The sequence below is a fragment of the Streptomyces sp. NBC_00503 genome, from assembly GCF_036346895.1.
In the GTDB taxonomy this organism is placed as follows: Bacteria; Actinomycetota; Actinomycetes; order Streptomycetales; family Streptomycetaceae; genus Streptomyces.
On the sequence record NZ_CP107855.1, the window covers coordinates 3,833,311 to 3,857,828 of the forward strand.

A 24,518-nucleotide genomic window follows, 5' to 3' on the forward strand; every position below is an offset into this window, starting at 1 on the left:
CCCCGCCCACCCGGCAACCGTCCCTACCGGAGAAGCCCCCATGGAATTGTTCGACACCGCTACGGTGCTCACCCGCGTCCTCACCTCGGGCGTGGTCATGAGCATCGAGAAGAGCGACCGGGAACTACCCGGCCTCGAAAGACTGCTGACCAAGCAGACCGGACGCGCCAAGGCCGTCCTCCTCAACAGCCGTACCGGCGCGGTCCACGCGGCCCTCGCCGGCCAGGGCATCGGCCACGGCGACACGATCTCGCTGCCGGAGCAGGACGAGTCCTCGCTCGCCTTCCTGAACTGGCTCGGCGTCGGCGTCGTCCACGACGGCGGGCCCGCCGCCTACGACCGGATCGCGCTGGACGCCGAGAACGCCGGCCGGCTCCCCGAGCTGGCCGCCGCGTCCACCGCCCCCGCCCTGGTCGTCGACCTCACCGGGCTCGGTTTCGGACCGGCCGCCGCCGTCCTGACCGACGACGCGAAGGCGTGGGCCCGCGCCGAACGGCTGAAGATCTTCGGCGCCTACGACCTGCGGACCATGTGGACGCAGGAAGAGGCCGACGACTCCCTGGTGCCCGGAGTGCAGTTCAACTACCGGCTGAGCCCGCTGGTCGCCGCCTGCGCACGGATGGCCCTGACTCACTCGGCGCGACCCGCCGCCCTGTCTGGAGCACGTTCATGATCACTGATTTCCCGTCCGCCCCCCTCCCGCTGCCGGACGCCGCCGACCTGGAGGCCGAACTCGCCGCCCTCGGCGGCGACGCGATGATCCCCAAGTCCCTGCGCCGCACGCTCTTCCCGATCATCACCAAGGAAGACGTCTTCAACCTGATGCTCGCGCAGCGCCAGGCCCCGGAGAAGGTCGTCGCCGACTTCGCCGAGTCCTATCGCCAGTACGTGGGCGCCAACTACGCCCTGCCCACGGCCAGCGGCACCTCCAGCCTCCACATGGCCCTCGTCGGCGCCGGCGTACAGCCCGGTGACGAGGTCATCGTCCCGGCGTTCACCTTCATCGCCACCGCCCAGGCCGTCGTCGCCGCGCACGCCGTCCCGGTGTTCGTTGACATCGACCCGGTGACGTACTGCATGGACCCGGCCGCGGCCGCCGCCGCGATCACCCCCCGGACCCGCGCGCTGATGCCCGTACACGTCCACGGCCTGCCGGCCGACGTGTCCGCGCTGCGCGCCCTGGCCGACAGCCACGGCATCGCCCTCGTCGAGGACGCCTCGCACGCCCACTCCGCCAAGATCGGCGAGCAGGTCGCGGGCTCCTTCGGCGACGCGGCGGGCCAGAGCCTGATGGCCGACAAGAACTTCCCGCTCGGCGGCGAGGGCGGCATCGCCTTCTTCGCCACCGAGGAGGCCTACGAGCGCTCGGTGCGCTACCTGGAGCGCCACGGCATCGACTACGGCATGTCCTGGGTCGCCGCCGCCTTCGGCTCCGGCCAGCTCAAGCGACTCCCGTACTACGACCAGATCCGCGCCCGCAACGCCACCCTGCTCGGCGAAGTCCTCCAGGACACCGGCCTGTTCACCCCGCCGCACGTACCGGCCGGCCACACCCATGCCTACAACATGTACCGCACCACCCTGCACCCGGAGGCCGTCGGCCTGGAGGACCTGCCGGTCCACGCGGTCAAGGAAGCCGTCCACGAACTGCTCGTCGCCGAGGGCGTACCGGCCCGCGAGTGGCAGAACACCCCGATCCCCTGCCACCTGCCGTTCCAGCACCGCGACGGCTTCGGCAACGGCTACCCGTTCTCGCTCAACCCGGGCGCCGTGCGCGACCACCGCCCCGAGGACTTCCCGGTGACCCTGGGCATGCTCGACAGCACCCTCGTGCTCTGCCGCGAGCTGCGCTCCCCCGTGGAGTACGAGCGCATCCTGCGCTACGCCGACGCCTTCCGGAAGGTCGCCCGCCGCCCGGACGCCATCCGCAAGCTCGTCGAGGCCGGCGACTACCGCCGCCCCTACGAGAAGGCGGCCCGTCTTGGCTGAGCACAAGGTCCGCGTCGCCGTCATCGGCGCCAGCGGCTACACCGGCGGCGAAGTCATCCGCCTGCTCCTGGAGCACCCCGGGGTCGAGCTCGCGTTCCTCTCCGCGGAGCGCTCCGCGGGCGCCACCATCGGCAGCGTCCACCCCGGACTGCGCAACCACCCCCGGGCCGCGGGGCTCAAGTTCCGGCCGCTCGCCCAGCTCGCCGACGTCGAGCCCGTCGACATCGCCTTCGGATGCCTGCCCACCGGCACGCTTCCCGTGCAGCTGCCGCAGATCTCCCCGTACGCCAAGCGGATCCTCAACCTCGGCGGCGACTTCCGGCTCCGCGACGAGGCGGAGGTCGCCTCGTACTACCCGAAGACCGCCTCGAACCCGCCGTCCGAGGAGTTCGCGTACTACATCCCGGAGCTGAGCCCCTCCGTACCGGAGAGCCGCTTCATCAGCCTGCCCGGCTGCATGGCCGTCAGCACCGTCTACGCCCTCTACCCCCTCTTCGCCGCCTCGCTGGTCGAGGAGCGGGTGGTCGTCGACGCCAAGACCGGCTCCTCCGGCGGCGGTCGCGGCTCCAGCGAGTCGCCGGCCGAGCGCAGCGGCAACTTCCGGGTCCACAAGCTGCACGGCCACCGGCACGCCCCGGAGATCCGCCAGGTCATCGCCGAGTTCACCGGCGCCGCCATGGACCTGCGCTTCTCCACCCACAGCCTCGACGTGGCGCGCGGCATCATGGTCACCGCCTACGCCGACCTGCGCGAGGGGGTCACCCCGCTCGACGTCAAGCGGGCCTACGCCAAGGCCTACGTGGGCAAGCCGTTCGTCCGGGTCCGCCCGGCGCCGAAGCTGCCGCAGGACTTCCCGATGCTCAAGGCCGTCGTCGGCTCGAACATCGCCGAGGTCGCGGTGGCCGTGCGCGACGGACAGGTCGTCGCGGTCGCCGCCCTGGACAACCTGCTCAAGGGCGCGGCCGGACAGGCCGTCCAGGCCATGAACCTGATCTGCGGGTTCGACGAGGCGGCTGGCCTGCCCTCCACGGCGGTGTCCCCGTGACCCGGCCGCTCTACGTCATCAAGGCGGGCAGCGCCACCCTCGACCGCGGCACCGTCCACGCCGAGATCGCCGCCCTCGTGGCCCGCGGCGCCCGGGTGCTCCTGGTCACCGGCGGGGCCACCGGCATCGAGCGCCACTACGAGGCGATCGGCCGGCCCATGCCGCAGCTGCGGCTCGCCAACGGCGACGAGGTGCGCTACTGCCCGCCGGAAGAGATGGGACACCTGGTCGACGCGTACGAGCGGGTCACCCTGCCGGCCGCCGAAGCGGGCCTGCGGGAGCTGGGACTCAGCGTCTTCACCTCGGTCGCGGCCCGCGGCGGCCTGGTCACCGGGCGGGCCAACCGTCCGCTGAAGGCGCTCTCCGCCGAGGACCGCCCGATCGTGGTGCGCGACCACCGGGCCGGAGTGCCCGACGAGGTCGACACCGTACGGCTGCGGGCGCTCCTGGAGACCTACGACGTGGTCGCACTGTCCGCCCCGGTCGCCGACCGGGACGGCGGCGCCCCGCTCAACGTGGACGCCGACGTCCTGGCCGCGGTCCTCTCCAACGCCCTGGGCGCCGACCACCTGCGCCTGGTCACCGGTACCGCGGGACTGCTCACCGACCCGGCCGACCCGGCCTCCACGCTCACCGACGCCTACCCGGGAGACGGAGCGCGCTACGCCGGCGGCCGGATGCGGCAGAAGGTCCGCGCCGCGGAGATCGCCCTCAAGGGCAGCGCCGACGTGGCCATCACCGGACCGCACACCCTGCGCGACCCCTCCGGCTGGACCCGCTTCTGGCCGGTCCGGGAGCCTGCCGCCGACCTGGGGCTGCTCACCAAGGTCGTCGCGGTGCCCTCGGTCTCCGGGGACGAGGAGGAGCTCGCCTCCTTCCTCGTCGCATGGTGCCGCGAGCGCGGCATGGAGGCCCGGATCGACGAGGTCGGCAACCTCGTCGCCACCCGCGGCGACGGCCCCCGCCGGCTGCTGCTCCTCGGCCACCTCGACACCGTGCCGCACCACTGGACCACCGAGTGGCGCGAGGACGAACTGTGGGGCCGCGGCAGCGTGGACGCCAAGGGCAGCCTGGCCGGCTTCCTGGAGGTGCTCGCCCACGCGGACATCCCCGAGGACGGACAGCTCGTCGTGGTCGGCGCGGTCGAGGAGGAGATCTCCTCCTCCAAGGGCGCCTTCCACGCCCGCGACCACTACCCGGCCGAAGCCGTGGTGATCGGCGAGCCCAGCGGCTCGCAGACCCTGACCCTGGGCTACTTCGGACTCTTCAAGCTCAAGGTGACCGCCTCCGTCTCCAGCGGGCACTCGGCGGGCATGGACGCCACGTCCGCGCCCGACCGGCTGATCGACGTACTCGGCGCGATCCGCGAATCGGTCCTCAAGGAGGCGCCCGACGCGCTCTCCGCCGTCATCGACATCACCTGCGAGACCGGCCGCGACCGGCACCGGGCCGTCGGAACCCTCAACTTCCGGGTGCCGCCTGCCGCCGACCTGGACCTGCTGCGCACCCTGGCCCTGGGCCACGCGGGCGAAGAGGTCTCGGTCGAGGTCCTGCGGGCCACCCCCGGCCACGCCGGCGGCCGTTCGGGATCCCTCGTCAAGGTCTTCAACCGGGCCTTCGCCGAGGCCGGCATCCGGCCCCGGTACGTGGTCAAGAAGGGCACCTCCGACATGAACACGCTGGCCACCACCTGGCGCGGCGTACAGATGGTCGCGTACGGGCCCGGGGACTCCTCCCTCGACCACACCGACGAGGAGCGCATCGGCTCCATGGAGTACCGCTCCGCACGCTCACTGCTCGCCGACGCGGTGAACCGCTGGTTCGCCCTGCCCGAGGGGAGCCGTCGATGACCGCCGTACTCGACGCACCGGCCGTACTCGACGCACCGGCCGAGCTGTCCGGGGACGAGCTCCAGGGCGTCCTGGCCGCCCGCGCCGCCGAGGCCCGCCGCCTCGTCGTCGACATGGCCGCGAGCCCGCGCGGCTGCCACCTCGGCGGCAGCCTGTCGGTGCTCGACATCCTGATCGCGGCCCTGCACCGGGCCTCGGCCGGGGACGGCACCGAGGTCGTGCTGAGCAAGGGGCACGCCGCCGCCGGGCTCTACGCGGCCCTCTACGTCAGCGGCATCCTGCCGGAGAACCCGGCGCCGCTGTACGGCCTCGCGGGCAGCCCCTATACGGGGCACCCGGGGCCGAAGGTGCCCGGGGTCCGGTTCCCGACAGGGAGCCTGGGCCACGGGGTGCCGTACGCCGCCGGCTGGGCGATGGCCCGCCGGATCGGCTCTCTCCCGGGGCTCGGCATCGCCGTCGCAGGCGATGGCGAGCTCCAGGAGGGCCTGGTCTGGGAGACCTGCCAGGTGGCCGCCGCCCAGCGGCTCGGCAACTTCGTCCTGGTCGTGGACCGCAACGGCGGCCAGAACGACGGGATGGTGGCCGACATCTCCCCGCTGCCCGACCTCGCGGGCCGGTTCGCCGCCTTCGGGTTCGACGTGGTGGAGACCGACGGCCACGACCTGGCGGAGCTGACCGAGCTGCTGGCCGGGGACCGCTCCTCGGCCACCCGCCCGCTGGCCGTGATCGCGGCCACCGTCAAGGGCAAGGGGGTGCCGGCCGTGGAAGGAAAGGCCGCCTCGCACTACGTGAGCATCGACGCCCGGCGGGCCAACCAGTGGAAGCGAGCGATCAAATGACCCTCTCGGGCCGTGACGCCTACCGCGACGAGCTGGCCCTGCTCGGCGCCGAAGACCCCTCCCTGCTCTGCCTGGAGGCCGACCTGGGCGGCAAGGGCCACGCCTTCCAACTCGCCCACCCGGAGCGCTTCTTCAACCTCGGCATCGCCGAGGGCGCGATGGTGGACATGGCGGCGGGGCTCGCCTCCGCCGGCTACAAGCCCTTCGTCAGCACCTTCGCCCCGTTCGCGGCGCTGCGTGCGGCGGAGAGCCTCAAGCTCACCCTGGGCTACCTCGCCGCCGGGGTCACCGTGGTGGCCCCCTACGCGGGTGTCTCCGGCGCCTGGTTCGGCACCACCCACCACACCCTGGAGGACCTCGCGGTCCTGCGCTCGGTGCCCGGCGTGACCATCGCGGCCCCCTACGGCGAGGCCGAGATGCGGGCGGTGATCCGCGAGGCGGTCCGCTCCGGCAAGCCGCACTACATCCGCACGGGGCGCAACGCGGCCTACGAGTCCCTGGACACCTCGGCCGCGGAAGGCCCACGCGAAGGCGAACTCCCGCTGGTCAACTGGGAGTTCCGGGCCGGATCCGAGGACGTGTGCCTGGTCTCGGTGGGGGAGGAGGGGACCCGGCTGGCCATGGAGGCCCGCCTCGCGGCCCCCGGCACCGCCCACGCCCACCTGGTCTACCTGGACCACGAGCACCTGACCGCGGCGGCGGCCGAACTGGCCGCCCACCACCGCCGGTTCGTCGTGGTCGAGGAGCACCGCGCCCAGGGCGGCGTCGCCGAGGCCCTCGCGCTGCTGCTGCCCCGCTGCGAGGTGACGGCCGCGAGCGCGAACCGCAGCTGGCCCTCCGAGGGCGGCGACCACGCCGAGGTCATGGCCGCGGTCGGCCTGGACCTGCCGGCCGTGCTGGCGGCCGTGGACCGGGCGGGCGACCGGTCACTGGCCGGCGCCGCCTGAGCCCTCACCCCAGAACTTCACAGCACGAGCAACACCCGTAGCCCCGTAGCCCCACCCACCACACCACTCAGGAGTCACCGTGCACATCCTCATGATCGAGTGCAACCCGAACGGGATCGCCGGCATCGCCAACGCCCTGGAGCTCGGCCACGACGTCACCCTCGTCTCGGTCGACCCGGACTTCTACCTGGCCGCCTCGCCGCTCGCCGAAGCCGCGTACGCCCACCCCAACTGCGAGGTGATCAAGAGCGAGACCGCCTTCTCCATCGACGAGCTGACCGCCCTGGCCCGCGAGCTGCACGAGCGCAAGCCCATCCACGGCGTGACCACGTACAGCGAGTACCACACCGTCCACACCGCGTCCGTGGCCGAGGCCCTGGGCCTGCCGGGCATGAGCGTGGACGGCGCCCGCAACGCCCGCCACAAGCACCTCACCCGCCTCACCCTCGACGGCAAGGGCGTGCGCCAGCCGCGCTTCGCCCACGTCGCCGACCCGGCCGACATCGAGCCCGCCGTCCGCGAGATCGGCTTCCCCTGCGTGGTCAAGCCCTCCGACGGCACGGCCAGCCTGCACGTCCTGCACCTCAAGGACGAGGACGACCTGCGCGCCTACCTCGCCGAGCTGGCGGACGTCGCCGACTACGGGCGCGGCGTCGTACGCATCCCCGACCTGCTGATCGAGGAGTTCGTCACCGGGGACCTGATCTCGGTCGAGTCCTGCGTCCTGGCCTCCGGCGAGATCGTCCACCTCGGCCTGACCGACCGCCCGCTCAGCGGCTTCCCCTACTTCATCGAGATGGGCGCCACCTACTTCCGCGGCCACCCGCTCCAGGACGAGCTCTTCGCGGCCACCACCCAGGTCCTGGAAGGCCTCGGCGTGGACTTCGGCTTCATCCACACCGAGTTCCTGCTCGGCGCGGACGGACCGGTGCTCTGCGAGGTCAACGGCCGCCTCATCGGCGGGATCGTGCCCAGCCTGATGCAGATCAGCTCCGGCGTCGACCCGTACCTGGAGGTCATCCGCCAGGCCCTCGGCGAGCGCCCCGAGCTGGCCTTCCCCGGCGACACCACCGCCGGCGGCCACTGGTTCGGCGCCCCCATCGACGGCACGGTCGAGTCCATCGCCTTCGACAAGCTGGCCGATCTGCCCGGCTACCACAGCGCGCTCGCCTACCGGAAGCCCGGCACCCCGGTGACCCGGCTGTCCCGCTCCAACTTCGACTGGATCGGCCACATCATCTTCACCGGCTCCGACCGCGACGAGGTCAACAAGCGCTGCGAAGAGGGCCTGGACAGCATCGACCTGCGGATGAAGGTCGAGGTCGCCCGATGAGCACCCCGGCCACCGGCACCACGGCCACGGACGGCCCGCTCGCGCCCGTGCCGGCCACCCTGCGGGGCGTGGCCGTCCCCGCCCTCGACCCCGCCGCCCTGTTCGACGTCACCACCGAGGGCGTGGTCTTCACCCGGATCGAGCCCTCCGGCACCCGCCGGGGCGGCGAGGACGAGCTGTGGCCCGGCTACACCGAGACCCACGCGCACGTCGCACTGCCCGCCAACTGGGACGACAGCACCGACGACCCCCGGATCGTGGCCCTGCAGTACCTGTTCCACGGGGTCACCCACGTCGTCGACATGTTCGGCTTCCCGATCGTCGCCGACGCCTGGGAGGCCGGCCGGCAGCAGTCGCCCTGGCCCTACCCCGAGGTCGCCCACCCCGGCTACGCGGTCACCGCCAGGACCGACGCGGCCGGACGCTACGGCCACGGGGTGGAGTTCCCCGTACCGGTCCACATGCTCGCCGTGGAGGCCGACCTCGACCACGCGCTGCGCTCCAACGCCGAGCGCGGCGGCACCTTCCTCAAGGTGATGTTCACGGACGGCACCGAACAGCCCGGCTCTCCCGTCCGGTTCTCCCGGATGTCCGAGCAGGTGCTGCGCTTCACCGCCCGGATGGCGGCCGAGCGCGGCATCACCGCCGTGATCGACTGCAACACGCTCCAGGAGACGCAGTGGGCGTACGACTGCGGGTTCCGTCTCTTCGCCCACTCGGTGCGCGACCGCACCCTGGACGCGGCCGACTGGAAGCGTCTGGACGGCGCCCGCTTCGTCTCCACCCTCGCCGGACTGCGCTCGATGATCATGACGGGGGAGGAGTTCGCCGCCGAGTACGGCCGTGAGGGCTTCACCGAGACCCAGGACCCCCGCAACCGGGAGTTCGCCTCGGCCATCGAGCAGCCCTTCGGCATCGAGTACGGGGTCCAGGAAACCCGTACCGCCGCACTCGCCGACATGCGCCGCAACGCCCTGGCCACCCTGGAGCAGGGAAACCTCCTGGTCGGCACCGACTCCGGCAACACCGGCGCCTACCACGGCTACTCCTTCCTCTCCGAGCTCGACCTGCTGCGCGGCGACGACCCGGCGCTCGCCGAACCGCTGCGCCTCCAGGCCACCCTCGGCGGCCGCCGCTACTTCGACGAGATGAGCGGGGCGCCCACCGGCATCCACCCCCTCTCCGTCGGGGCCGCCGCCACCTACAACCTGCACGCGGCGGGGACACCCCTCTCCGCGCTGCCCCTGGCCACCGTCGTGGCCGGAATACCGGTCGACCGGACCGCGGTCGCACGGGCCATCGCGGACCTCCGCGCCACCACCACCAAGGGAAAGGCCGCGCTGTGACCACCGAACGCAGACGAGCACTGATCGGCGTCAACGCCGGGATCTTCCTCGCCCACATCGGGAACTTCATCTGGTTCCCCGTCCTCGTCGCCTCCCTGAGCGGCACGGACAGCGGCTTCTGGGCCGGCGTCGTGATGTGCATGACCTACGTCGGACGCCTGCTCGCCACCTTCTTCTACGAGGGCACGGCGGCCCGCGTCGGCATCCGCGGCGCGGTCTTCCTCGGCACCGCACTGGAGGCCACGGCGCTGGGCGCGATGGGCTTCAGCAGCGGCGTGCTCGTCTACGGGGCGCTCGCGTTCTTCATCGGCTTCGGCTCGGGAACGGCCTTCCCCGGCCTGAAGAACATCCTCGTCTCCTACCCCGAGGACGAGCGGCCCAAGGCGTTCTCCACCTTCCAGATGTCGGCCCAGGTCGGCCTGTTCGGCGGCTCGCTGCTGGGCGCCCTGCTCACCGACGTGGACCTGCGCACCCTCTTCTCCATCGTCTTCGCGATCTTCATCGGCTTCTGCCTGGCCGCCTCCTCCTTCATCCCCCGCAACGGCTTCGGCCCCCAGGCCGACCCCTCGGCCCCGGCCCCCGAGAAGCGCCCGCTCTTCAGCACCGCCGTCTTCAAGGGCATCGAAGTGCGCGGCGCCACCCGCTACTTCGTCCTCTCCGCGGTCTTCTGGTTCCTGTCGATCGGCTTCGTGGTCGGCATCCCGCTGCACATGCAGGAGTACGTCACCCAGTGGGCGCCCTCCACCCCCTTCTGGATCACCGGGCTGAGCGTCCTCGTCCTGCAGTACCCGCTGTTCAAGTTCCTGATCAAGCACCTGCGCCCCGGGGCCGTCATGGCCGTCGGACTGACCGGCATGACCGTGGCCTTCGTGGCCTTCGGTGCGGGTCGCGGCGCCGCCTGGGTCGTCGTCGGCTGCCTCACCGTGGTGCTCGGCGAGATCCTCTTCGTACCCTCCTTCGACATCTGGGTCGCCCGCCGGGTCCCCGAGGACCGGCTCGCCAAGGCCATGGGCGCCATGCACTTCTTCCGCAGCGCCGGAAACATGGTCGGCTCGCTGCTCGCCGGCGCCCTGTTCGACCTCTCCCTCTCCTGGGGCGTCCCCGGCGCCAACTGGTACGTGGCCGCGGTCGTGGCCGCGGGCTGCGCGGTCATCTGCCTGATGAGCCGGGACGAGCCGGCGCCGCAGACCGATGCCGCACAGCCCGCAGAGGCCGCCGAGGTCGCGGAGCCCGTCGAAGCGGTCTCCGCCAAGTAGTCGCTCCTCACCCCCTTCCCCCCACCCCCCTTCGTACCCAGAAAGATGAGGACAGCGGCAGATGGCTGATGTCTGCGTGGTCGGCGGCACCCGGTTCTTCGGCAAGCTGCTGGTGAAACGACTCCTCGACGCGGGCCACCGCGTCACGGTGGTCAACCGGGGGATCACCCCCGACCCCTTCGGCACCTCGGTCCGGCGGCTCGTCGCCGACCTGAACGTCCCCGGCGAGCTGGCCTGGGCGGTGACGGGCGAGCGGTTCGACGCCGTGGTGCACCAGATGTGCTACACCTCGAAGGCCGCCGTGGAAGCCGCCGAGGCCTTCGGCGACCGGGCCGGGAAGTTCGTCCTGACCAGCAGCATGGAGGTGTACAACAAGGACACCTTCCGCTGGCGGATCCCCGCACCGGCCATGAGCGTCTTCGCCCGCGAGGAGGAGCTCGACACGGCGCACTACGCCTACGACACCGAGCTGCCGTGGGAGGACCCGGCCTACCTCGGCGCCAACTACGGCGAGGGAAAGCGGCAGGCCGAGGCCGCGCTGCTGGCCACCTCCCGGGTGCCGGTGGTCATCGCCCGGGTGGCCCACGTACTGGCCGCCAAGGGGGACTTCACCGGACGGGTCGACTTCCACCTGGACCGGGTCCGCGACGGCCGCCCGATCGTGGCGCACGCCGCCCCCGGCCGGACCTCCCTGGTGCACGCCGAGGACGCGGCCACCTTCCTCGCCCGGGCCGCGACCACCGGGATGACCGGGACGGTCAACGTGACCTCCCCCGACACCGCGGACGTGTACGACGTCTGCGCGGCGGTGGAGGCGGCGACCGGGCTGCGCGCCCATGTCGTCGAGAAGCAGGACCCCGCGGGCGACCCCGACCTCTCGCCCTTCTCCTGCCCGGCCGATTTCGGAATGTCCGCCGAGCGGGCCGCCTCGCTCGGCCACCGCTTCACCCCGGTCTCCGAGTGGCTGCCCGCCCTCGCCCGCACCGCCGCCGCCGCTACTGCCGCCACTGCCGCCGCCGTCGCGGTTCAGGAGAAGTGATGTTCGACCTCATCGTCATCATCCGTACCACCGGCCCCGGGAACATCGCCGCGGTCGCCGAAGCCCTCGACCGGATGCGCCCGATGTGCCTCGCCGAGGACGGCTGCGTCGCCTGGGAGGCGTACCAGTCCCAGGCCGATCCGCGGCAGTTCGTGCTGGTCGAGCGCTGGCTGACCCGCGCGCACTGGGAGGCGCACGGGGAGGGCCCGGCCATCCAGGACGTCTACCTCACCGAGATCCTGCCGCGCGTGGAGCGCGAAGTTCACCCCAGCGTCCCCGTCCAGAGCCAGTCCGTAGGAGTCTGCGCATGACCGCCGCCACCCCCGCCGCTGCCTCCCCGACCCGCGCCGAGGCCGTGGCCCGGTGCGCGGAACCGGCCGCCGCGATCACCTTCCGGATCCGCCCGGAGGCGTAACGGGTCCCACCCCCGCGGAGCCCCGGCCGGCCTCGGCCGGGGCTTTCGGGCAGGAGGGTGTCAGCGGACCGGGAGGACGCGGGTGTGCTCCTGTCGGACCGCCTGGAGGGACCGCGGGTCCAGACCGAGGAGGTTCAGGATCGTCGGCGCGATCTGCTTGGTCTGCACGGGCGCGGAGACCCGTACCCCGTGGGGGGCCGAGGCGCCCGAGACGATCAGCGGGACGTCCAGGTCGTCGGCGGCGGAACCGCCGTGTTCGGCGATCTTGCCGGTGCCGCCGGTGTAGACGACCCCGTACCGGGCGATGCCCACGAGGTCCGGGACGCGGGCGTCGCCGGTCTCGGCGCCGTAGTAGCGGGCGGCCTCCGCACCCGCGTGGACCCCGGTCAGGCCGGAGGCGGTGAAGGCCTTCGACTTGCCGTCGATGTCGGTGCCGGCGCCGTTCTGGGCCAGCAGGTACTCCTCGGCGAACCGGGCGGCCGCCGCCGAGCGGTCGTTCAGCCAGAGCAGGAGGCCGTCGTCGGCCACCGTGTGCGCCACCAGATCGCCGGTGGCGGAGCCGTCCGCGGTGGTCGGACGGGCCTTCTTCCAGGCCGCGTTGAGCCCGGCGACGAGCGGGTCGGCGGAGATCCGGGTCAGCGCGGCCGGGTCGGCCGGGGACTGGCCGTGCTTGGCGGACAGGATGACGGTGGTGCTGCCCTCCAGGTGCTGCGCGCGGATCTCGGCGGTCAGCGCGCCGATCTGGTCGTTCACGAAGTCCAGGCTCTTCGCCAGCAGCGGTCCGGGGACGCCCTTGGCCGCGTAACCGCCTTGCAGGCCGTTGGACTTCGGCAGCTTCTGGGCGGTGGAGACGGACTGGAGGTTCAGGCCGAAGACCGCCGGGGTGCCGGTCCTGCGGGTGCGGCCGTGGTCGTAGCCGTCGATCTGGTTGAGGACGGCCTTCACCTTGTAGCCGTCGTACTGCTGGGTGGCCAGGTTGTCCTTGGTCCAGTCGGAGGCGGCCGGGAAGTCCGGGGCCGCCTTGCTGTTGATCTCCGGAGTGAACAGGTCCTGGATGCCCTCGCCCGAGGGGCCGTTGAGGATGTCGTAGGCCGCGTGCTTGTCGGACCAGGCGGTCCGCAGACCCGCCTGGCGGGCCACCTCGAAGACGGTGTTGACCCGCAGGTACGCGTGCGGGGCGAGCGGCTTGCAGGTCTTGGGGTCGACCGGCAGCTTCGCCGGGTCGAGCAGGGCGGCGGGCCGGCCGGTCATCGCGAGGATGCTGCCCGGCAGACCGGCCAGGCCCTGTCCCGCGTCGAGCGCGGCCGGGTTCCGGTCGAGGTTCTCGGTGAGGTCCACCTCGGCGCCGGGCTTCGCGGCCTTGCAGTCGGTGGTGCCCGCGGGGAGCAGCGAGGCGTCGTAACTGTCGTCGTAGTAGACCCCGGTGGTGCCGGGGCCGCCGCCCGTGACCTGGGCGATCATGCCCGGGAAGGAGTCGGAGGGCGTCGTCGTCCGCGCGGCCGTGTACTGCACGCCCGACCCGACGAGCCGGGCCAGCGCGGACTGCGGGTGCCCGGCCGTGTACCAGGCCAGGTCCGACTGGTGCAGACCGTCCACGGAGACCAACAGGACGTGCTGGGTCGCCGTGTGGCGGCGGGCGCCCCGGGCGCCGTCGCGGGAGTCCTCGTGGGACCCGCCGCCCGGGGCGGCGTACGCCTGGGTGAGGGTCACGGCCGTGAGGACTCCGGTGACGGCGAGGGCGGCGGCGAGCTGGACGGAACGTCGGGACGAGGGACGTCGGGACGAGGGACGTCGGGACGAGGGACGTCGGGACTCGGCAGGTCGGGACACGGGCTTCTCCGGTCATCGCGGTGCATGCGGGGCGGGGGGCTCGCGTCATGAGTAGTGCGGCCCCGCGTACCGGCGAAGGCGCGCACGTGAACGCACCGCGAAGGGCGGGTCTGCTCTCGACCGGGTCCCGGCGCCGTCAGCCCCGGCGGCGGCCCACGAACGCGGCGTTCGCCTTCACCAGGGCCGGGACCAGGACGTAGACGGCGGTCGGGACGACGATCGCCGTCAGGATCAGCGTCCGCACCGGCAGCGGCAGCCCGGCCGTGGCCCCGCCGACCAGGGCCAGGACGACGGTGACGGAGGGGTAGATCGCCAGCCAGGTGATCAGGGCCCGGCGGTGCACGGAGGGCGCGGCGGGAGTGGTGGTCGCAGTGGAAGTGGTGGAAGTGGTGGAAGTGGTGGATGTGGTGGTGCTCGCGGACATGGTGTTCCCCCAGTTCGGGCGGCGGAAATTCTCCAACCGCACGGTTGGAGAATAGCCCGGCCCGGCCCAAACTCCAACCGTTCGGTTGGGATTGCGATAGGGTCCCCCCATGGCCTGGGACACCGAACGCACCAAGAAGCTCCTGCTCGACGCCGCCATCGAGGAGTTCGCGGCCAAGGGCCCGGAGGCCGCCCGGGTGGCCGCGATCGCCACCCGCGCGGGCGTCAACAAGGAGCGGATCTACCAGTACTTCGGCAACAAGGAGTCGCTCTTCGGCGCCGTCCTCGAATGCGAGCTGAGCCGCCTCGCCGACGCCGTCCCGCTCACCGGCGAATCCGCGGCCGACCTGGGCGACTACACCGCCCGGGTCTTCGACTACCACCGCCGCAACCCGCACTTCCTGCGCCTGTTGGCCTGGGAGGGACTGCACCGCGGCGAGGCCGTGGCTGCCGAGGACGAGCGGACCGGCCACTACGCCCGGAAGGTCGCCGCCATCGGCGAGGCCCAGGACGCCGGGGCGCTCACCGGCGACGTGCCCGCCGGCCACCTCATGTACGCGGTGATCGCCCTGACCGCCGGCTGGTTCAACCTCCCCCAGCTGGTCCGGATGGTGGCCCCCGAGACCGCCGGCGCCGGGCCCGAGGAGCAGCGCGAAGCCCTGGTCGGGCTGGTCCGCAGGCTGGCGGCGGGCCCGTCCGCCGACTCCGGACATGCGCAGGGTCATACCACCACATAACGTTTCCCGGAACGGGCTCGACCGGCAGCCGGGCAGCGGCGGTCGGCAGACGGCCGGCAGACGGCCGGCGATCGGCCGGCGGTCGGGATGCCGGGCGGCGGGCAGCGGGCAGCGGGCGGCGCGGACCGAGGAGGGGCACGGATGGTGGAGTGGCTCAGGACCGAGATCTTCCGCCCCTACCCCGAGCTGCTGATCTTCCTGACCATCGCCGCCGGCTTCCTCCTCGGCCGCATCCGGTACAAGTCCATCGCGCTGGGCGCCGTCACCGGCTGCCTCGTCGCGGGCCTGGTCATCGGCTCCCAGGCCGCGGTGGAGATCGACGGCCCGATCAAATCCGTCTTCTTCCTGATGTTCCTCTTCGCCCTCGGCTACGACGTCGGCCCGCAGTTCTTCCGCGCCCTGCGCAAGGACGGCCTCCCCCAGGTGGTCCTGGCCCTCATCGTCTGCGTCACCGGCCTCGCCACCGCCTGGGCCTTCGCCACCCTCGCCGGCTACGGTCCGGGCCTCTCCGCCGGTCTGCTCGGGGGCGGCCTCACCCAGTCCTCCGTCATCGGCGTCGGCTCCGACGCCATCTCCCACATCCCCGGCATGAGCCCCGCCGCGGCCACCGACCAGTCCCACCTGGTCGCCGTCGCCTACGCGGTCACGTACCCCCTCGGCACGGTCCTGCCCGCCCTGCTCCTCGCCGGGGTGCTGCCCCGCCTCCTGCGCAGGGACCTCGCGGCCGAGAGCGCCGTACTGGCCGCCGACCTGGAGGCCTCGGAGGCGGACCCGGACGCCGGGGAGGGCTACTACAAGCACGTGCTGCGCGCCTACGCCGTGGACGTGGCGGCCTTCGCGGGCCGCACGATCGGCGAGTTCGAAGCGGAGCAGAAGGCCCACGGCCGCCGCCTCTACATCACCCGGCTGCGCCGGGCCGGCGAGATCCTCGACCACACCCCGGACACCCGCATCGAGCTGGGCGACGTCCTGGCCGTCAGCGCGGTCCGGGGCGACCTCGTCGCCTACGACGCGCGCACGCACATCGGCATGGAGACGGACGACTTCGAACTCCTCGCCTACCGCACCGAATCCCTGCACGTGGTCATCACGAACCGCAACAGCAGCGGCCGCACGATCCGCACCCTGCGCCACGAGGACTTCATGCCCGGAGTCTTCGTCGAGGAACACTGGCGGGCCGGTACGGACCTGCGCGTGCGGCTCGACAGCACGGTGGAACGCGGGGACACCCTGGTCCTCACCGGGCCGCGCCGACTGGTGGACGAGGCCGCGCGGGAACTGGGCAAGCCGGTCCCGACCAGCTTCGCCACCGACATGGTGTGGATCGCCCTCGGCCTCTTCCTCGGCGGCTGCCTCGGCATCCCCGCCCTGCACGCGGCCGGCGCCCCGCTCTCACTGTCCACCTCCACCGGGGCACTGCTGATGGGCCTGGTCTTCGGCTGGATCCGGGCGAAGTACCCCACCTACGGGAACCTGCCGTCGGCGGCGCAGTGGCTGATGGGCACGCTCGGCCTGTGCGTGTTCGTCACCATCGTCGGCCTCAACGCGGGCCCCAGCTTCGTCCCCGGCCTGCGCGAGGCGGGCTGGCCGCTGCTGCTCTGGGGCGCGGCCGTCACCACAATCCCCCTCCTGACCGGCTTCGCCTGGGGCCACTTCGTGCAGCGCCTCCCCCTCCCGATCCTCCTCGGCGCCCTGGCCGGCGCCCAGACCACGACCGCCGCCCTCGGCGCCCTGACGGAACGCGCCCGCAGCCAGATCCCGGCCCTGGGCACCACGGTCCCGTACGCCCTGGGCAACGTCCTGCTGACGATGTGGGGCTCGGTGATCGTCCTCCTGAGGCGGTAGCCGCCGGTGGCGCCGGGTCTGGGGCAGCACACTCGGAGATGCGGACGTCTTCCCGCATCGACAACGAAGGGTGTGCCCCTCATGAGCCGGACCGTGATCGATCTCGATGACGCGCTGCTTGCCGACGTCGCCCGAGCACTCGGAACCCGCTCCACGGAGGACACGGTGAATGCCGCCCTTCGCGAGGTGCTGGAGAACCGGCGACAGGCCCTGGCCCTGACCCGACTGCGTACGTACGCCGCGGAAGGCGCCTTCGACCTGGACCTGCTGGAGGACAAGCAGAACTACCGGCGGTGAGTCCGGCGAACCACTCGGGTCCGGGGAAGATGGCGCCTCAGGCGGACTCGGCGACGGCCTGGGCAGCGGCCGCCCGCTCGGTCTGGCGACGGGCGGCGTAGCCCGCCAGGTCTCCCTTGATGGCCATGACGTCCTGCGCCGGGATGAGGACGGGTTCGCAGTAGCGCGCGTCGCACGAGCGGGGGTACGTGCCGTCGATCAGCGAGACGCCGCTGAGCACGAGCCCGCAATTGTCCTCGATGTCGGTGCACAGCACCGGGTGGAAGGAACAGTCCTCATAGATGTCACCCACGCGGACGCCCGCCGGGTTCCGGGGATCGCTCCCCTCGCTCAAGCTCATGCGGGCAGCCTGTCACGGCCCCGGATTCGGGCGGTCGGCCGATTGGCCGGTTGGCCGGGCGGGGCGTGTGCTGGTGGACCCAAGGCCACGGCATTAGCCGTGCGGGATCAGGGCCACCGGGCCGCGGGCGTAGTGGGCGACCGCGTGGTCCGTGGGGCCCAGGCCGTGCAGGGGGCGGTGGTGGCGGCGGCCGACGACCAGGAGGTCGGCCGTCGCGGACTCGTCGACCAGGACGTGCGCGGGGTCCCCGGGACGGCTGACGCACTCGGTCGCCACCCCGGGGTACGCCGCGGAGACCTTGGCCACCGCGGCTTCGAGCGACTGCGCGGGCTCCGGGCCCGCGTGCACGGCGCGCAGCGGCAGTCCGTGGGCTTCTGCCCAGGCGTACCCGAAGCCGAGTACGGCCTCGTAGTCGCCGGCCGGGTCCACGCCCACGACCACCCCGCGGCCGCGCTGCCCGCGCTCCGCGGCCGCGGCCGGCGCCGCCGCCGGCTCGCGGATCAGGACGACGGGGATCTCGCTGCGCCCGGCGACGTGCAGCGCGGTGGAGCCGAGCAGCGGGACGTGGTGGTTGTGCCCGCCGGCTCCGACGACGAGCAGCCGGGCGTGCGCGGCGGCGCGCGGCAGCTCGCTGGCCGGTCCTCCTTCGGCGGTGGCCGTCTCGACGGTCAGCCCCGGGTGCAGGGCGCGCAGTTCCTCGGCGAGGGCGCTCAGCACGCCTTCGGCGGCCCGCGCGCTCTCGCCGAGCACGGGCTGGAACTCGGGGGAGATCGGCTGGATGGTGGGCCAGGCATGGCCGACGTGGAGCAGCCGCAGCGCGGCCCCCGCCGGCCCCGCCTCCCGCGCGGCCCAGCGGGCGGCGGCGAGGCTGCGTACGGATCCGTCGAATCCGACGAGGTAGGGGAGGGACGGGGCGTCCGGCTCGGACGGAGCGCCCGCGGAGGAGGGGGAGGACGGCAGGGACATCGGCGGCACCCTTCTTTCCGTGCCGCGGTCCCGTGCGGTGGGCCGCGGCCTGGTCGCACCTACGACGCTACTCCCGCCCGGCGCCGGTCACAGCGCTAGGCTGCGCAGGTGCCGTCGTACTCCATCGGGCAGGCCGCGGGCCTGCTCTGCGTGAGCCCCGAGACCGTCCGCCGCTGGGCCGACGGGGGGCGGCTTCCCGCGCCCCGCAGCCCCGAAGGGGTCCGGAGCGTCGACGGGGCCGTTCTCGCCGCCTTCGCCAAGGAGCGTGCCGCCGGGCTGCATCCGGTCCCGGAGAAGGCCGCGGCCACCTCCGTGCGCAACTCCTTCGCCGGGATCGTCACGGCCGTCCGGCTCGACGAGGTCGCGGCCCAGGTGGAGATCCAGTCGGGCCCGCACCACATCGTCTCCCTCGTGACCCGGGAGTCCGTCGAGGAGCTCGGCATCGCGGTCGGGGTCACCGTGACGGCCCGGGTGAAGTCCACGGACGTCCACGTCGACCTCGTCTGAGTCGACAACGGCAAAGAGACGGCCTAGCACCGCAGCGCCGCGTACAGGTCCAGCTTGTGGTCCAGCCGGGACAGGTCGCGCCCGGTCAGCGCCTCCACCCGCTCCATCCGGTAGTGGACGGTGTTCACGTGCAGGTGCAGCGCCTCCGCGGTGCGCGTCCAGGAGCAGTTGTTGGCGAGGAACACCTCCAGCGTCTCGCGCAGCATCCCGTCGCCCAGCGCCCCCAGCGTCCGCGACCCGAACACCCCGCGCACCTCCGGCGGGACTCCGGAGAGCAGCTCCGCCAGGGAGTCCAGCTGCTCGACGCCCCGCACCGGCACCTCCGTGTCCGCCGCCGTGAGGGCGAAGCGGGCCTGGCTGAGTGATACGCGCAGCCCATCGGCCGAGTCCGCCCGCGCGCCGACGCCGAGCCGCAGGTCGGCCTCCGGGTCGCCGCAGGCCCGGAGCAGCGGCCACAGCGCGCGCAGCCGGTCCGCGACGGCGTCTTCGGCCGGGACCGCGTCGGGGTCGGCGCGCGGGTCCGGGCGCTGGTCCGCCCGCCGTTCCGGATCCGGCTCCTGCTCCGCCTCCGCGGGCTCGTACAGCACCGCTCCCGTCTCCCCCGCCGCCCACAGCACCCCGTCCAGGTGCCGCAGCGCCTCCGCCAACGCGTCCGCGTCGGTGGCCGCCACCACCCGGTACGGGCCCTGCGCGGGCAGTCCGGCCGCGACCAGCGCGGCGCCGAGCTGGTCGGGCTCTGCGGCCTCCGAGGCCACCAGTGCGAGCAGTTCCCGCCCGGCCGCCCGCCGCCCGGCGCCCCGCCGGGTCTCCCCGTCGCGGTACTGCGCGAACACCTCGGCGATCTCGTGCAGCACCCTCGGCGGCGCCGCGTCCGCGTCCGGGACGTGCAGCTGCCAGGCGTCGTAGGGCGAGCTCTCGGCCTCGATCCGCAGGGTGACCCCGCCCCGCGCCAGGTTGGCGAGCGAGGCCCGCCGGGCCGGTATCGCGGGTGCGGACGGGGTACGGGCCACCGTGCGGCCGCTCGCGGTCAGCAGGTAGCAGGGCACCCGGCCCAGGTGGGCGCAGGCCCGGTCCAGCAGCTCCGCGGCTGCGGCCCCGCCCTCCAGGAGCCGGCTGAGCTCGCCGCGCACGTTCTCGGGAAGCGCGAAGAGCCGGGTCGGGCGCCTGCTCAGGTCGCCCCACTGGCGCAGGTAGACCGCCTCGGTCACGGCCCGGAAGCTGGTCTTCGCGGGCACCGCCACCAGCGGCATCCGGTGGGCCCGGCAGGCGGCGACGAGCTCGTCGGGCACCTTGCCGTGGGTCTCCTCGCCCGCCAGCAGGGCCCGCGCCCCGGCGGAGGCCAGGGCGGCGACGAACCGGTCGGTCCTGCCGACGGCCGTGGCGCCCGGCTTCCACCACACGAGACCGCTGAGCACGAGCTCCCCGTGGCCCAGGAACCGGCCGGGATCCTCGAGGTCCGTGGAGGTCACCCCGCTGACCTCCTGGCCGAGAAGGGGCTCTTCGCCCCAGAGCAGGGTGAGGCCGAGGTTGTCGGACTGGAGCAGATCGAGGACGTGCACGGCAGGGACTCCTTGCGGCGGGGGGTAGCCCACAATCGCGAGGCGAATATGAGGTTCATCATGGTAAATGCAAGGGCAACCACAGAGAAGGGCTCTTGGATGATTCACCAGGACGATCTCGGCGGCTCTCGTTCTTTTCCGTGGCCGGGACCAGTCGCCGCGACCCGTACCCCGTTGCTTCACTGGCATCAGGACGGACGAAACCGCCCCCCGGGACGACATACGAGGCAGCGAAGGCGGCGGAAAATGGACCTCAACACGGTGCTAGACGTACGTGACGCCCGCCGCCGCGAACCCTGGCGTCCCGGCGATGCCTGGCTCGGCGGGGGCACGTACCTCTTCTCCGAACCCCAGCCGCACCTGCGCCGTCTGGTCGACCTCTCCCGGATGGGCTGGCCGCCGCTGACCCGGCAGCCCGACGGCTCCCTCGACATCGCCGCCACCTGCACCATCACCGAGCTGTCCCGCTTCGGCCGGACCCTGCCCGCCACCGCCGCGCCGCTCTTCGAGCAGTGCTGCCGGGCCTTCCTCGCCAGCTTCAAGATCTGGAACATGGCGACCGTCGGCGGGAACCTCTGCAACGGCCTCCCCGCCGGGCCGATGGTCTCCCTCTCCGCCGCCCTCGACGGCACGGTCCTCCTCCAGGGCCAGGACGGCGCCACCCGTCGGCTGCCCGTCACCGAGTTCATCCGCGGAGCCGGGGTCAAGGACCTGCGCGACGGCGAGCTGCTGCGCTCGGTGCGGCTGCCCGCCCGCGCCCTGGACTCCCGTACGGCCTTCCGGCAGGCCTCCCTCTACGGGCTCGGCCGCTCCGGCGCCCTCGTCATCGGCGCCTTCGACCCCCAGGACGGCTCGCTCGCCGTCACGGTCTCGGCCGCCACCATCCGCCCCTTCCGCTTCTGGTTCGCGCTGCCGCCCACCGCGGCCGAGCTGCGCGGGGCCATCGACTCCGCCGTCCGCCCCGACGAGTGGTACGACGACATCCACGGCCTGCCCGCCTGGCGCCGCCACATGGCCCTGCGCCTGGCCGAGGAGGTCCGCCGCGAACTGGCGGGCGAGGACGACACGGACGACCGCGCCGACACCCCGGAGGGACTCCGATGAGCTACGAGATCGACATCAACAAGCAGCGTTTCACCGAGGAGCCCCGCGCCGGCCAGTGCCTGCGCACCTACGTGCGCGAGCGCGGCTGGTTCGGCGTGAAGAAGGGCTGCGACCAGGGCGACTGCGGCGCCTGTACGGTCCACGTGGACGGGCAGGCCGTGCACAGCTGCCTCTACCCGGCCGTCCGCGCCGAAGGCCGCTCGGTGACCACCCTGGAGGGCCTCGCCCACCCCGACGGCGAACTCCACCCGGTGCAGCGCAAGTTCCTGGACGCGCAGGGCTTCCAGTGCGGCTTCTGCACCAACGGGTTCGTGATGACCACCGCCGCCCTGGAGGCCGAGAAGGGCACCGCCCACTGCGACGGCAAGCTCGACGACCTGCCGCGCGCCTTCAAGGGCAACATCTGCCGCTGCACCGGCTACCGCGCCATCGAGGACGCCGTCCGCGGCGTGAAGCACGTCGAGGAGCCCGAGGCGGGCAAGGCCGTCGGCCGCAACCTCGCCGCGCCCGCCGCCCCCCAGGTGGTCACGGGCACCGCCCGCTACACCTTCGACATCGACGTGCCCGGGCTGCTGCACATGAAGCTGCTGCGCGCCTCGCACCCGCACGCCCGGATCACCTCGATCGACACCTCCGAGGCGCTGGCCGTGCCGGGCGGGCGGGCGGTGTTCACCCACGAGGACGTCCCGGACGTGCTCTACTCCAGCGCCCGCCACGAGCACCCGCACGAGGACCCCGACGACACCCGCCTGCTGGACGACGTGGTCCGGTTCGTCGGGCAGCGCGTGGCCGCCGTCGTCGCTGACAGCGAGGGCGCCGCGGAGGAGGGCTGCCGCCGGATCCACGTCACCTACGAGGAACTCCCGTACGTGACCGACCCGGAGGAGGCCATGGCCCCGGGCGCGCCGGTCATCCACGCGGGCAAGGGGCCCGAGGCGCGGATCGCCCGCGTCCAGAACAACGTGGCCGGCGAGGTGCACGGCGAGATCGGCGATGTGGAACAGGGGTTCGCCGAGGCCGCGGTGGTCTACGAGGAGACCTTCCGGACCCAGCGCGTCCAGCACGCCAGCCTCGAAACCCACGGCTGCGTGGCCTGGTTCGAACCGAAGGAGGACGGCACCGGCGAGCGGATCACCGTCCGCTCCTCCACCCAGACCCCCTTCCTGACCCGGCGGGCCCTGTGCGCGCTGTACGGGCTCGGCGAGGACGAGGTCCGGGTGGTCGCGGGCCGGGTCGGCGGCGGTTTCGGCGGCAAGCAGGAGATGTTCGCCGAGGACATCGTGGTGCTGGCCGCGCTGAAACTGCGCCGTCCCGTGAAGCTGGAGTTCACCCGCGCCGAGCAGTTCTACGGAGCCAGTACCCGGCATCCGTTCACCGTCCGGATCAAGCTCGGCGCCCGCGCCGACGGCACCCTCACCGCCATCTCCATGCGCATCGTGTCCAACACCGGTGCCTACGGGAACCACGGCCCGGGCGTGATGTACCACAGCGCCGGCGAGTCCTTCGTGATCTACAAGGCCCCGCACAAGAAGGTCGAGGCCTACTCCGTCTACACCAACGTCGTCCCCTCGGGCGCCTTCCGCGGCTACGGGCTGGGCCAGACCACCTTCGCCCTGGAGTCGGCGATGGACGAGGTGGCGCGGCGCCTGGGCATGGACCCCCTGGAGTTCCGCGAGAAGAACATCATCGGCCCGCTCGACCACATGCACACGCCGATCGGCCACGACGACGACCTGTTCATCGCCAGCTACGGGCTGGCCGAGTGCCTGGCCGTGGTGCGCAGGGCGATCGCCGAGGACACCAGTCACGAGAAGGTCCCGCCGGGCTGGGTGACCGGCCAGGGCACCGCCGTGTCGATGATCGCCACGAGCCCGCCCCGCGGCCACTACGCCGACGCCACGATCACCCTGCTCCGGGACGGTACGTACGACATCGCGGTCGGCACCGCCGAGTTCGGCAACGGCACCACCACCGTCCACAAGCAGCTCGCCGGGGACGCGCTGAACACCACCGCGGACCGGCTGACCGTCCGCCAGGCCGACACCGACGTGGTCCGGCACGACACCGGCGCCTTCGGGTCGGCCGGCACCGTGGTGGCGGGCAAGGCGGTGCTGCTCGCCGCGACCTCGCTCGCCGAACGCATGAAGACCTTCGCCTCCGAGCACACGGGCGTCGCCCGCCACCTGTGCCTGCTGGGCCCCGAGTCCTTCGACTGCGCGGGCCGGACCGTCACCCTCAAGGAGCTCTACGAGGCGGCCCACGCCAAGGGGAAGGCGAGCGAGATCAGCTGCGAGGGCCACTTCGGCGGCACCCCGCGCTCGGTGGCGTTCAACGCCCAGTGGTTCCGGCTGGCCGTGGACCCCGGCACCGGGGAGATGAAGATCCTGCGCAGCGTGCACTCGGCGGACGCGGGCAAGGTGATGAACCCGATGCAGTGCCTCGGCCAGGTGGAGGGCGGTGTCGCGCAGGCCCTGGGCGCCACCCTCTTCGAGACCGTACGGATCGACGAGCGCGGCGAGGTCACGACGGCGGCGTTCCGCCGCTACCGGCTGCCGCAGTACGCGGACGTGCCGCGCACCGAGGTCCACTTCACGCAGACCTCGGACTCGATCGGCCCGCTGGGCGCGAAGTCCATGTCCGAGAGCCCCTTCAACCCGGTGGGCCCGGCCTTCGCGAACGCGCTGCGCGACGCGACGGGCATCCGTTTCACGCGGATGCCGCTGCTCCGGGATGCCGTATGGCAGAGGATGTCGCAGAATATGCCAGACCAAAACGACCAATGAAGCCACACCTGCGGCTCATATCAACCTCTCAACCTCGCAGATGAGGTTCTGAGGTACGCACTGCCGGG

Annotated in this window: 22 protein-coding genes; 17 read left to right on the forward strand and 5 right to left on the reverse strand. The window is 72.7% G+C overall.

Features of this window, described 5'->3' with window-relative positions; all coding sequences use genetic code 11:
• Window positions 1–40: 40 nt before the first annotated feature.
• From OG490_RS17895 to OG490_RS17945, 11 genes are all read left to right on the forward strand, one after another.
• Window positions 41–673, forward strand: a complete 633-nt coding sequence (locus OG490_RS17895) for a degT/DnrJ/EryC1/StrS aminotransferase (RefSeq protein WP_330297293.1) — start codon at window positions 41–43, stop codon at window positions 671–673.
• Window positions 670–1,989 carry a DegT/DnrJ/EryC1/StrS family aminotransferase gene (locus OG490_RS17900; protein WP_330297294.1) on the forward strand — a complete coding sequence of 440 codons (1,320 nt, stop codon included), beginning with the start codon at window positions 670–672 and terminating at the stop codon, window positions 1,987–1,989. The genes OG490_RS17895 and OG490_RS17900 overlap by 4 nt, the downstream gene beginning before the upstream one ends.
• Window positions 1,982–3,034, forward strand: coding sequence for an N-acetyl-gamma-glutamyl-phosphate reductase (gene argC, locus OG490_RS17905; RefSeq protein ID WP_330297295.1), 1,053 nt, complete (start codon window positions 1,982–1,984; stop codon window positions 3,032–3,034). The genes OG490_RS17900 and argC overlap by 8 nt, the downstream gene beginning before the upstream one ends.
• Complete coding sequence (locus OG490_RS17910) at window positions 3,031–4,884, forward strand: M20/M25/M40 family metallo-hydrolase (protein ID WP_330297296.1); 1,854 nt, start codon at window positions 3,031–3,033, stop codon at window positions 4,882–4,884. Before argC ends, OG490_RS17910 begins: the two co-directional genes overlap by 4 nt.
• A complete protein-coding gene (locus tag OG490_RS17915) occupies window positions 4,881–5,723 on the forward strand; it encodes a transketolase (RefSeq protein ID WP_330297297.1) in 843 nt (280 codons plus the stop codon). The genes OG490_RS17910 and OG490_RS17915 overlap by 4 nt, the downstream gene beginning before the upstream one ends.
• Window positions 5,720–6,670, forward strand: a complete 951-nt coding sequence (locus OG490_RS17920; RefSeq protein WP_330297298.1) for a transketolase — start codon at window positions 5,720–5,722, stop codon at window positions 6,668–6,670. Before OG490_RS17915 ends, OG490_RS17920 begins: the two co-directional genes overlap by 4 nt.
• A 79-nt stretch (window positions 6,671–6,749) precedes the next feature.
• The gene (locus OG490_RS17925; RefSeq protein ID WP_330297299.1) at window positions 6,750–8,003 is read left to right on the forward strand and encodes an ATP-grasp domain-containing protein; all 1,254 of its coding nucleotides are present in this window, start codon (window positions 6,750–6,752) and stop codon (window positions 8,001–8,003) included.
• Window positions 8,000–9,349, forward strand: a complete 1,350-nt coding sequence (locus OG490_RS17930; RefSeq protein ID WP_330297300.1) for a hydrolase — start codon at window positions 8,000–8,002, stop codon at window positions 9,347–9,349. The genes OG490_RS17925 and OG490_RS17930 overlap by 4 nt, the downstream gene beginning before the upstream one ends.
• Window positions 9,346–10,605 (forward strand): MFS transporter, encoded by a 1,260-nt coding sequence (locus OG490_RS17935; protein WP_330297301.1) that lies wholly within the window; start codon window positions 9,346–9,348, stop codon window positions 10,603–10,605. The genes OG490_RS17930 and OG490_RS17935 overlap by 4 nt, the downstream gene beginning before the upstream one ends.
• A gap of 61 nt (window positions 10,606–10,666) precedes the next feature.
• Window positions 10,667–11,644 carry an NAD-dependent epimerase/dehydratase family protein gene (locus OG490_RS17940; RefSeq protein ID WP_330297302.1) on the forward strand — a complete coding sequence of 326 codons (978 nt, stop codon included), beginning with the start codon at window positions 10,667–10,669 and terminating at the stop codon, window positions 11,642–11,644.
• Window positions 11,644–11,955 carry a putative quinol monooxygenase gene (locus OG490_RS17945; protein WP_330297303.1) on the forward strand — a complete coding sequence of 104 codons (312 nt, stop codon included), beginning with the start codon at window positions 11,644–11,646 and terminating at the stop codon, window positions 11,953–11,955. Before OG490_RS17940 ends, OG490_RS17945 begins: the two co-directional genes overlap by 1 nt.
• Before the next feature lie 164 nt (window positions 11,956–12,119).
• On the opposite strand, the gene OG490_RS17950 is transcribed toward OG490_RS17945, so the two are convergent.
• Together OG490_RS17950 and OG490_RS17955 are read right to left on the reverse strand one after the other, a co-directional pair.
• A complete protein-coding gene (locus tag OG490_RS17950) occupies window positions 12,120–13,769 on the reverse strand; it encodes an alkaline phosphatase family protein (protein ID WP_330297304.1) in 1,650 nt (549 codons plus the stop codon).
• A gap of 256 nt (window positions 13,770–14,025) precedes the next feature.
• Complete coding sequence (locus tag OG490_RS17955) at window positions 14,026–14,355, reverse strand: hypothetical protein (protein ID WP_330297305.1); 330 nt, start codon at window positions 14,353–14,355, stop codon at window positions 14,026–14,028.
• 67 nt (window positions 14,356–14,422) lie between these two features.
• On the opposite strand from OG490_RS17955, the gene OG490_RS17960 reads away from it, so the two are divergent.
• From OG490_RS17960 to OG490_RS17970, 3 genes are all read left to right on the forward strand, one after another.
• A complete protein-coding gene (locus tag OG490_RS17960) occupies window positions 14,423–15,049 on the forward strand; it encodes a TetR family transcriptional regulator (RefSeq protein ID WP_330297306.1) in 627 nt (208 codons plus the stop codon).
• 141 nt (window positions 15,050–15,190) lie between these two features.
• Window positions 15,191–16,894, forward strand: a complete 1,704-nt coding sequence (locus OG490_RS17965) for an aspartate:alanine exchanger family transporter (RefSeq protein WP_330297307.1) — start codon at window positions 15,191–15,193, stop codon at window positions 16,892–16,894.
• A gap of 81 nt (window positions 16,895–16,975) precedes the next feature.
• The gene (locus OG490_RS17970; RefSeq protein WP_330297308.1) at window positions 16,976–17,191 is read left to right on the forward strand and encodes a type II toxin-antitoxin system VapB family antitoxin; all 216 of its coding nucleotides are present in this window, start codon (window positions 16,976–16,978) and stop codon (window positions 17,189–17,191) included.
• A gap of 37 nt (window positions 17,192–17,228) precedes the next feature.
• Here OG490_RS17970 and OG490_RS17975 read toward each other — a convergent pair whose 3' ends face one another.
• Together OG490_RS17975 and OG490_RS17980 are read right to left on the reverse strand one after the other, a co-directional pair.
• Window positions 17,229–17,531, reverse strand: a complete 303-nt coding sequence (locus tag OG490_RS17975) for a hypothetical protein (protein WP_330297309.1) — start codon at window positions 17,529–17,531, stop codon at window positions 17,229–17,231.
• Window positions 17,532–17,624: 93 nt separating this feature from the next.
• Entirely contained in the window at window positions 17,625–18,497 is an 873-nt protein-coding gene (locus OG490_RS17980; RefSeq protein ID WP_330297310.1) for a universal stress protein, read from the reverse strand.
• 108 nt (window positions 18,498–18,605) lie between these two features.
• Between OG490_RS17980 and OG490_RS17985 the strand changes: the two genes are divergently transcribed.
• The gene (locus OG490_RS17985) at window positions 18,606–19,004 is read left to right on the forward strand and encodes a TOBE domain-containing protein (RefSeq protein WP_330297311.1); all 399 of its coding nucleotides are present in this window, start codon (window positions 18,606–18,608) and stop codon (window positions 19,002–19,004) included.
• A gap of 23 nt (window positions 19,005–19,027) precedes the next feature.
• On the opposite strand, the gene OG490_RS17990 is transcribed toward OG490_RS17985, so the two are convergent.
• Window positions 19,028–20,563, reverse strand: coding sequence for a helix-turn-helix domain-containing protein (locus tag OG490_RS17990; protein ID WP_330297312.1), 1,536 nt, complete (start codon window positions 20,561–20,563; stop codon window positions 19,028–19,030).
• Between the two features lie 246 nt (window positions 20,564–20,809).
• Between OG490_RS17990 and OG490_RS17995 the strand changes: the two genes are divergently transcribed.
• Window positions 20,810–21,667 carry an FAD binding domain-containing protein gene (locus tag OG490_RS17995; protein ID WP_330297313.1) on the forward strand — a complete coding sequence of 286 codons (858 nt, stop codon included), beginning with the start codon at window positions 20,810–20,812 and terminating at the stop codon, window positions 21,665–21,667.
• Window positions 21,664–24,450 carry a molybdopterin-dependent oxidoreductase gene (locus tag OG490_RS18000; RefSeq protein ID WP_330297314.1) on the forward strand — a complete coding sequence of 929 codons (2,787 nt, stop codon included), beginning with the start codon at window positions 21,664–21,666 and terminating at the stop codon, window positions 24,448–24,450. The genes OG490_RS17995 and OG490_RS18000 overlap by 4 nt, the downstream gene beginning before the upstream one ends.
• The last annotated feature ends 68 nt before the right edge of the window (window positions 24,451–24,518 follow it).

Coding starts and splice junctions, on each gene's coding strand:
- OG490_RS17895 (WP_330297293.1), top strand. CDS start 41: ATGGAATTGTTCGACACCGCTACGGTGCTCACCCGCGTCCTCACCTCG.
- OG490_RS17900 (WP_330297294.1), top strand. CDS start 670: ATGATCACTGATTTCCCGTCCGCCCCCCTCCCGCTGCCGGACGCCGCC.
- OG490_RS17915 (WP_330297297.1), top strand. CDS start 4,881: ATGACCGCCGTACTCGACGCACCGGCCGTACTCGACGCACCGGCCGAG.
- OG490_RS17920 (WP_330297298.1), top strand. CDS start 5,720: ATGACCCTCTCGGGCCGTGACGCCTACCGCGACGAGCTGGCCCTGCTC.
- OG490_RS17930 (WP_330297300.1), top strand. CDS start 8,000: ATGAGCACCCCGGCCACCGGCACCACGGCCACGGACGGCCCGCTCGCG.
- OG490_RS17940 (WP_330297302.1), top strand. CDS start 10,667: ATGGCTGATGTCTGCGTGGTCGGCGGCACCCGGTTCTTCGGCAAGCTG.
- OG490_RS17945 (WP_330297303.1), top strand. CDS start 11,644: ATGTTCGACCTCATCGTCATCATCCGTACCACCGGCCCCGGGAACATC.
- OG490_RS17960 (WP_330297306.1), top strand. CDS start 14,423: ATGGCCTGGGACACCGAACGCACCAAGAAGCTCCTGCTCGACGCCGCC.
- OG490_RS17965 (WP_330297307.1), top strand. CDS start 15,191: ATGGTGGAGTGGCTCAGGACCGAGATCTTCCGCCCCTACCCCGAGCTG.
- OG490_RS17970 (WP_330297308.1), top strand. CDS start 16,976: ATGAGCCGGACCGTGATCGATCTCGATGACGCGCTGCTTGCCGACGTC.
- OG490_RS17975 (WP_330297309.1), bottom strand. CDS start 17,531: ATGAGCTTGAGCGAGGGGAGCGATCCCCGGAACCCGGCGGGCGTCCGC.
- OG490_RS17980 (WP_330297310.1), bottom strand. CDS start 18,497: ATGTCCCTGCCGTCCTCCCCCTCCTCCGCGGGCGCTCCGTCCGAGCCG.
- OG490_RS17995 (WP_330297313.1), top strand. CDS start 20,810: ATGGACCTCAACACGGTGCTAGACGTACGTGACGCCCGCCGCCGCGAA.
- OG490_RS18000 (WP_330297314.1), top strand. CDS start 21,664: ATGAGCTACGAGATCGACATCAACAAGCAGCGTTTCACCGAGGAGCCC.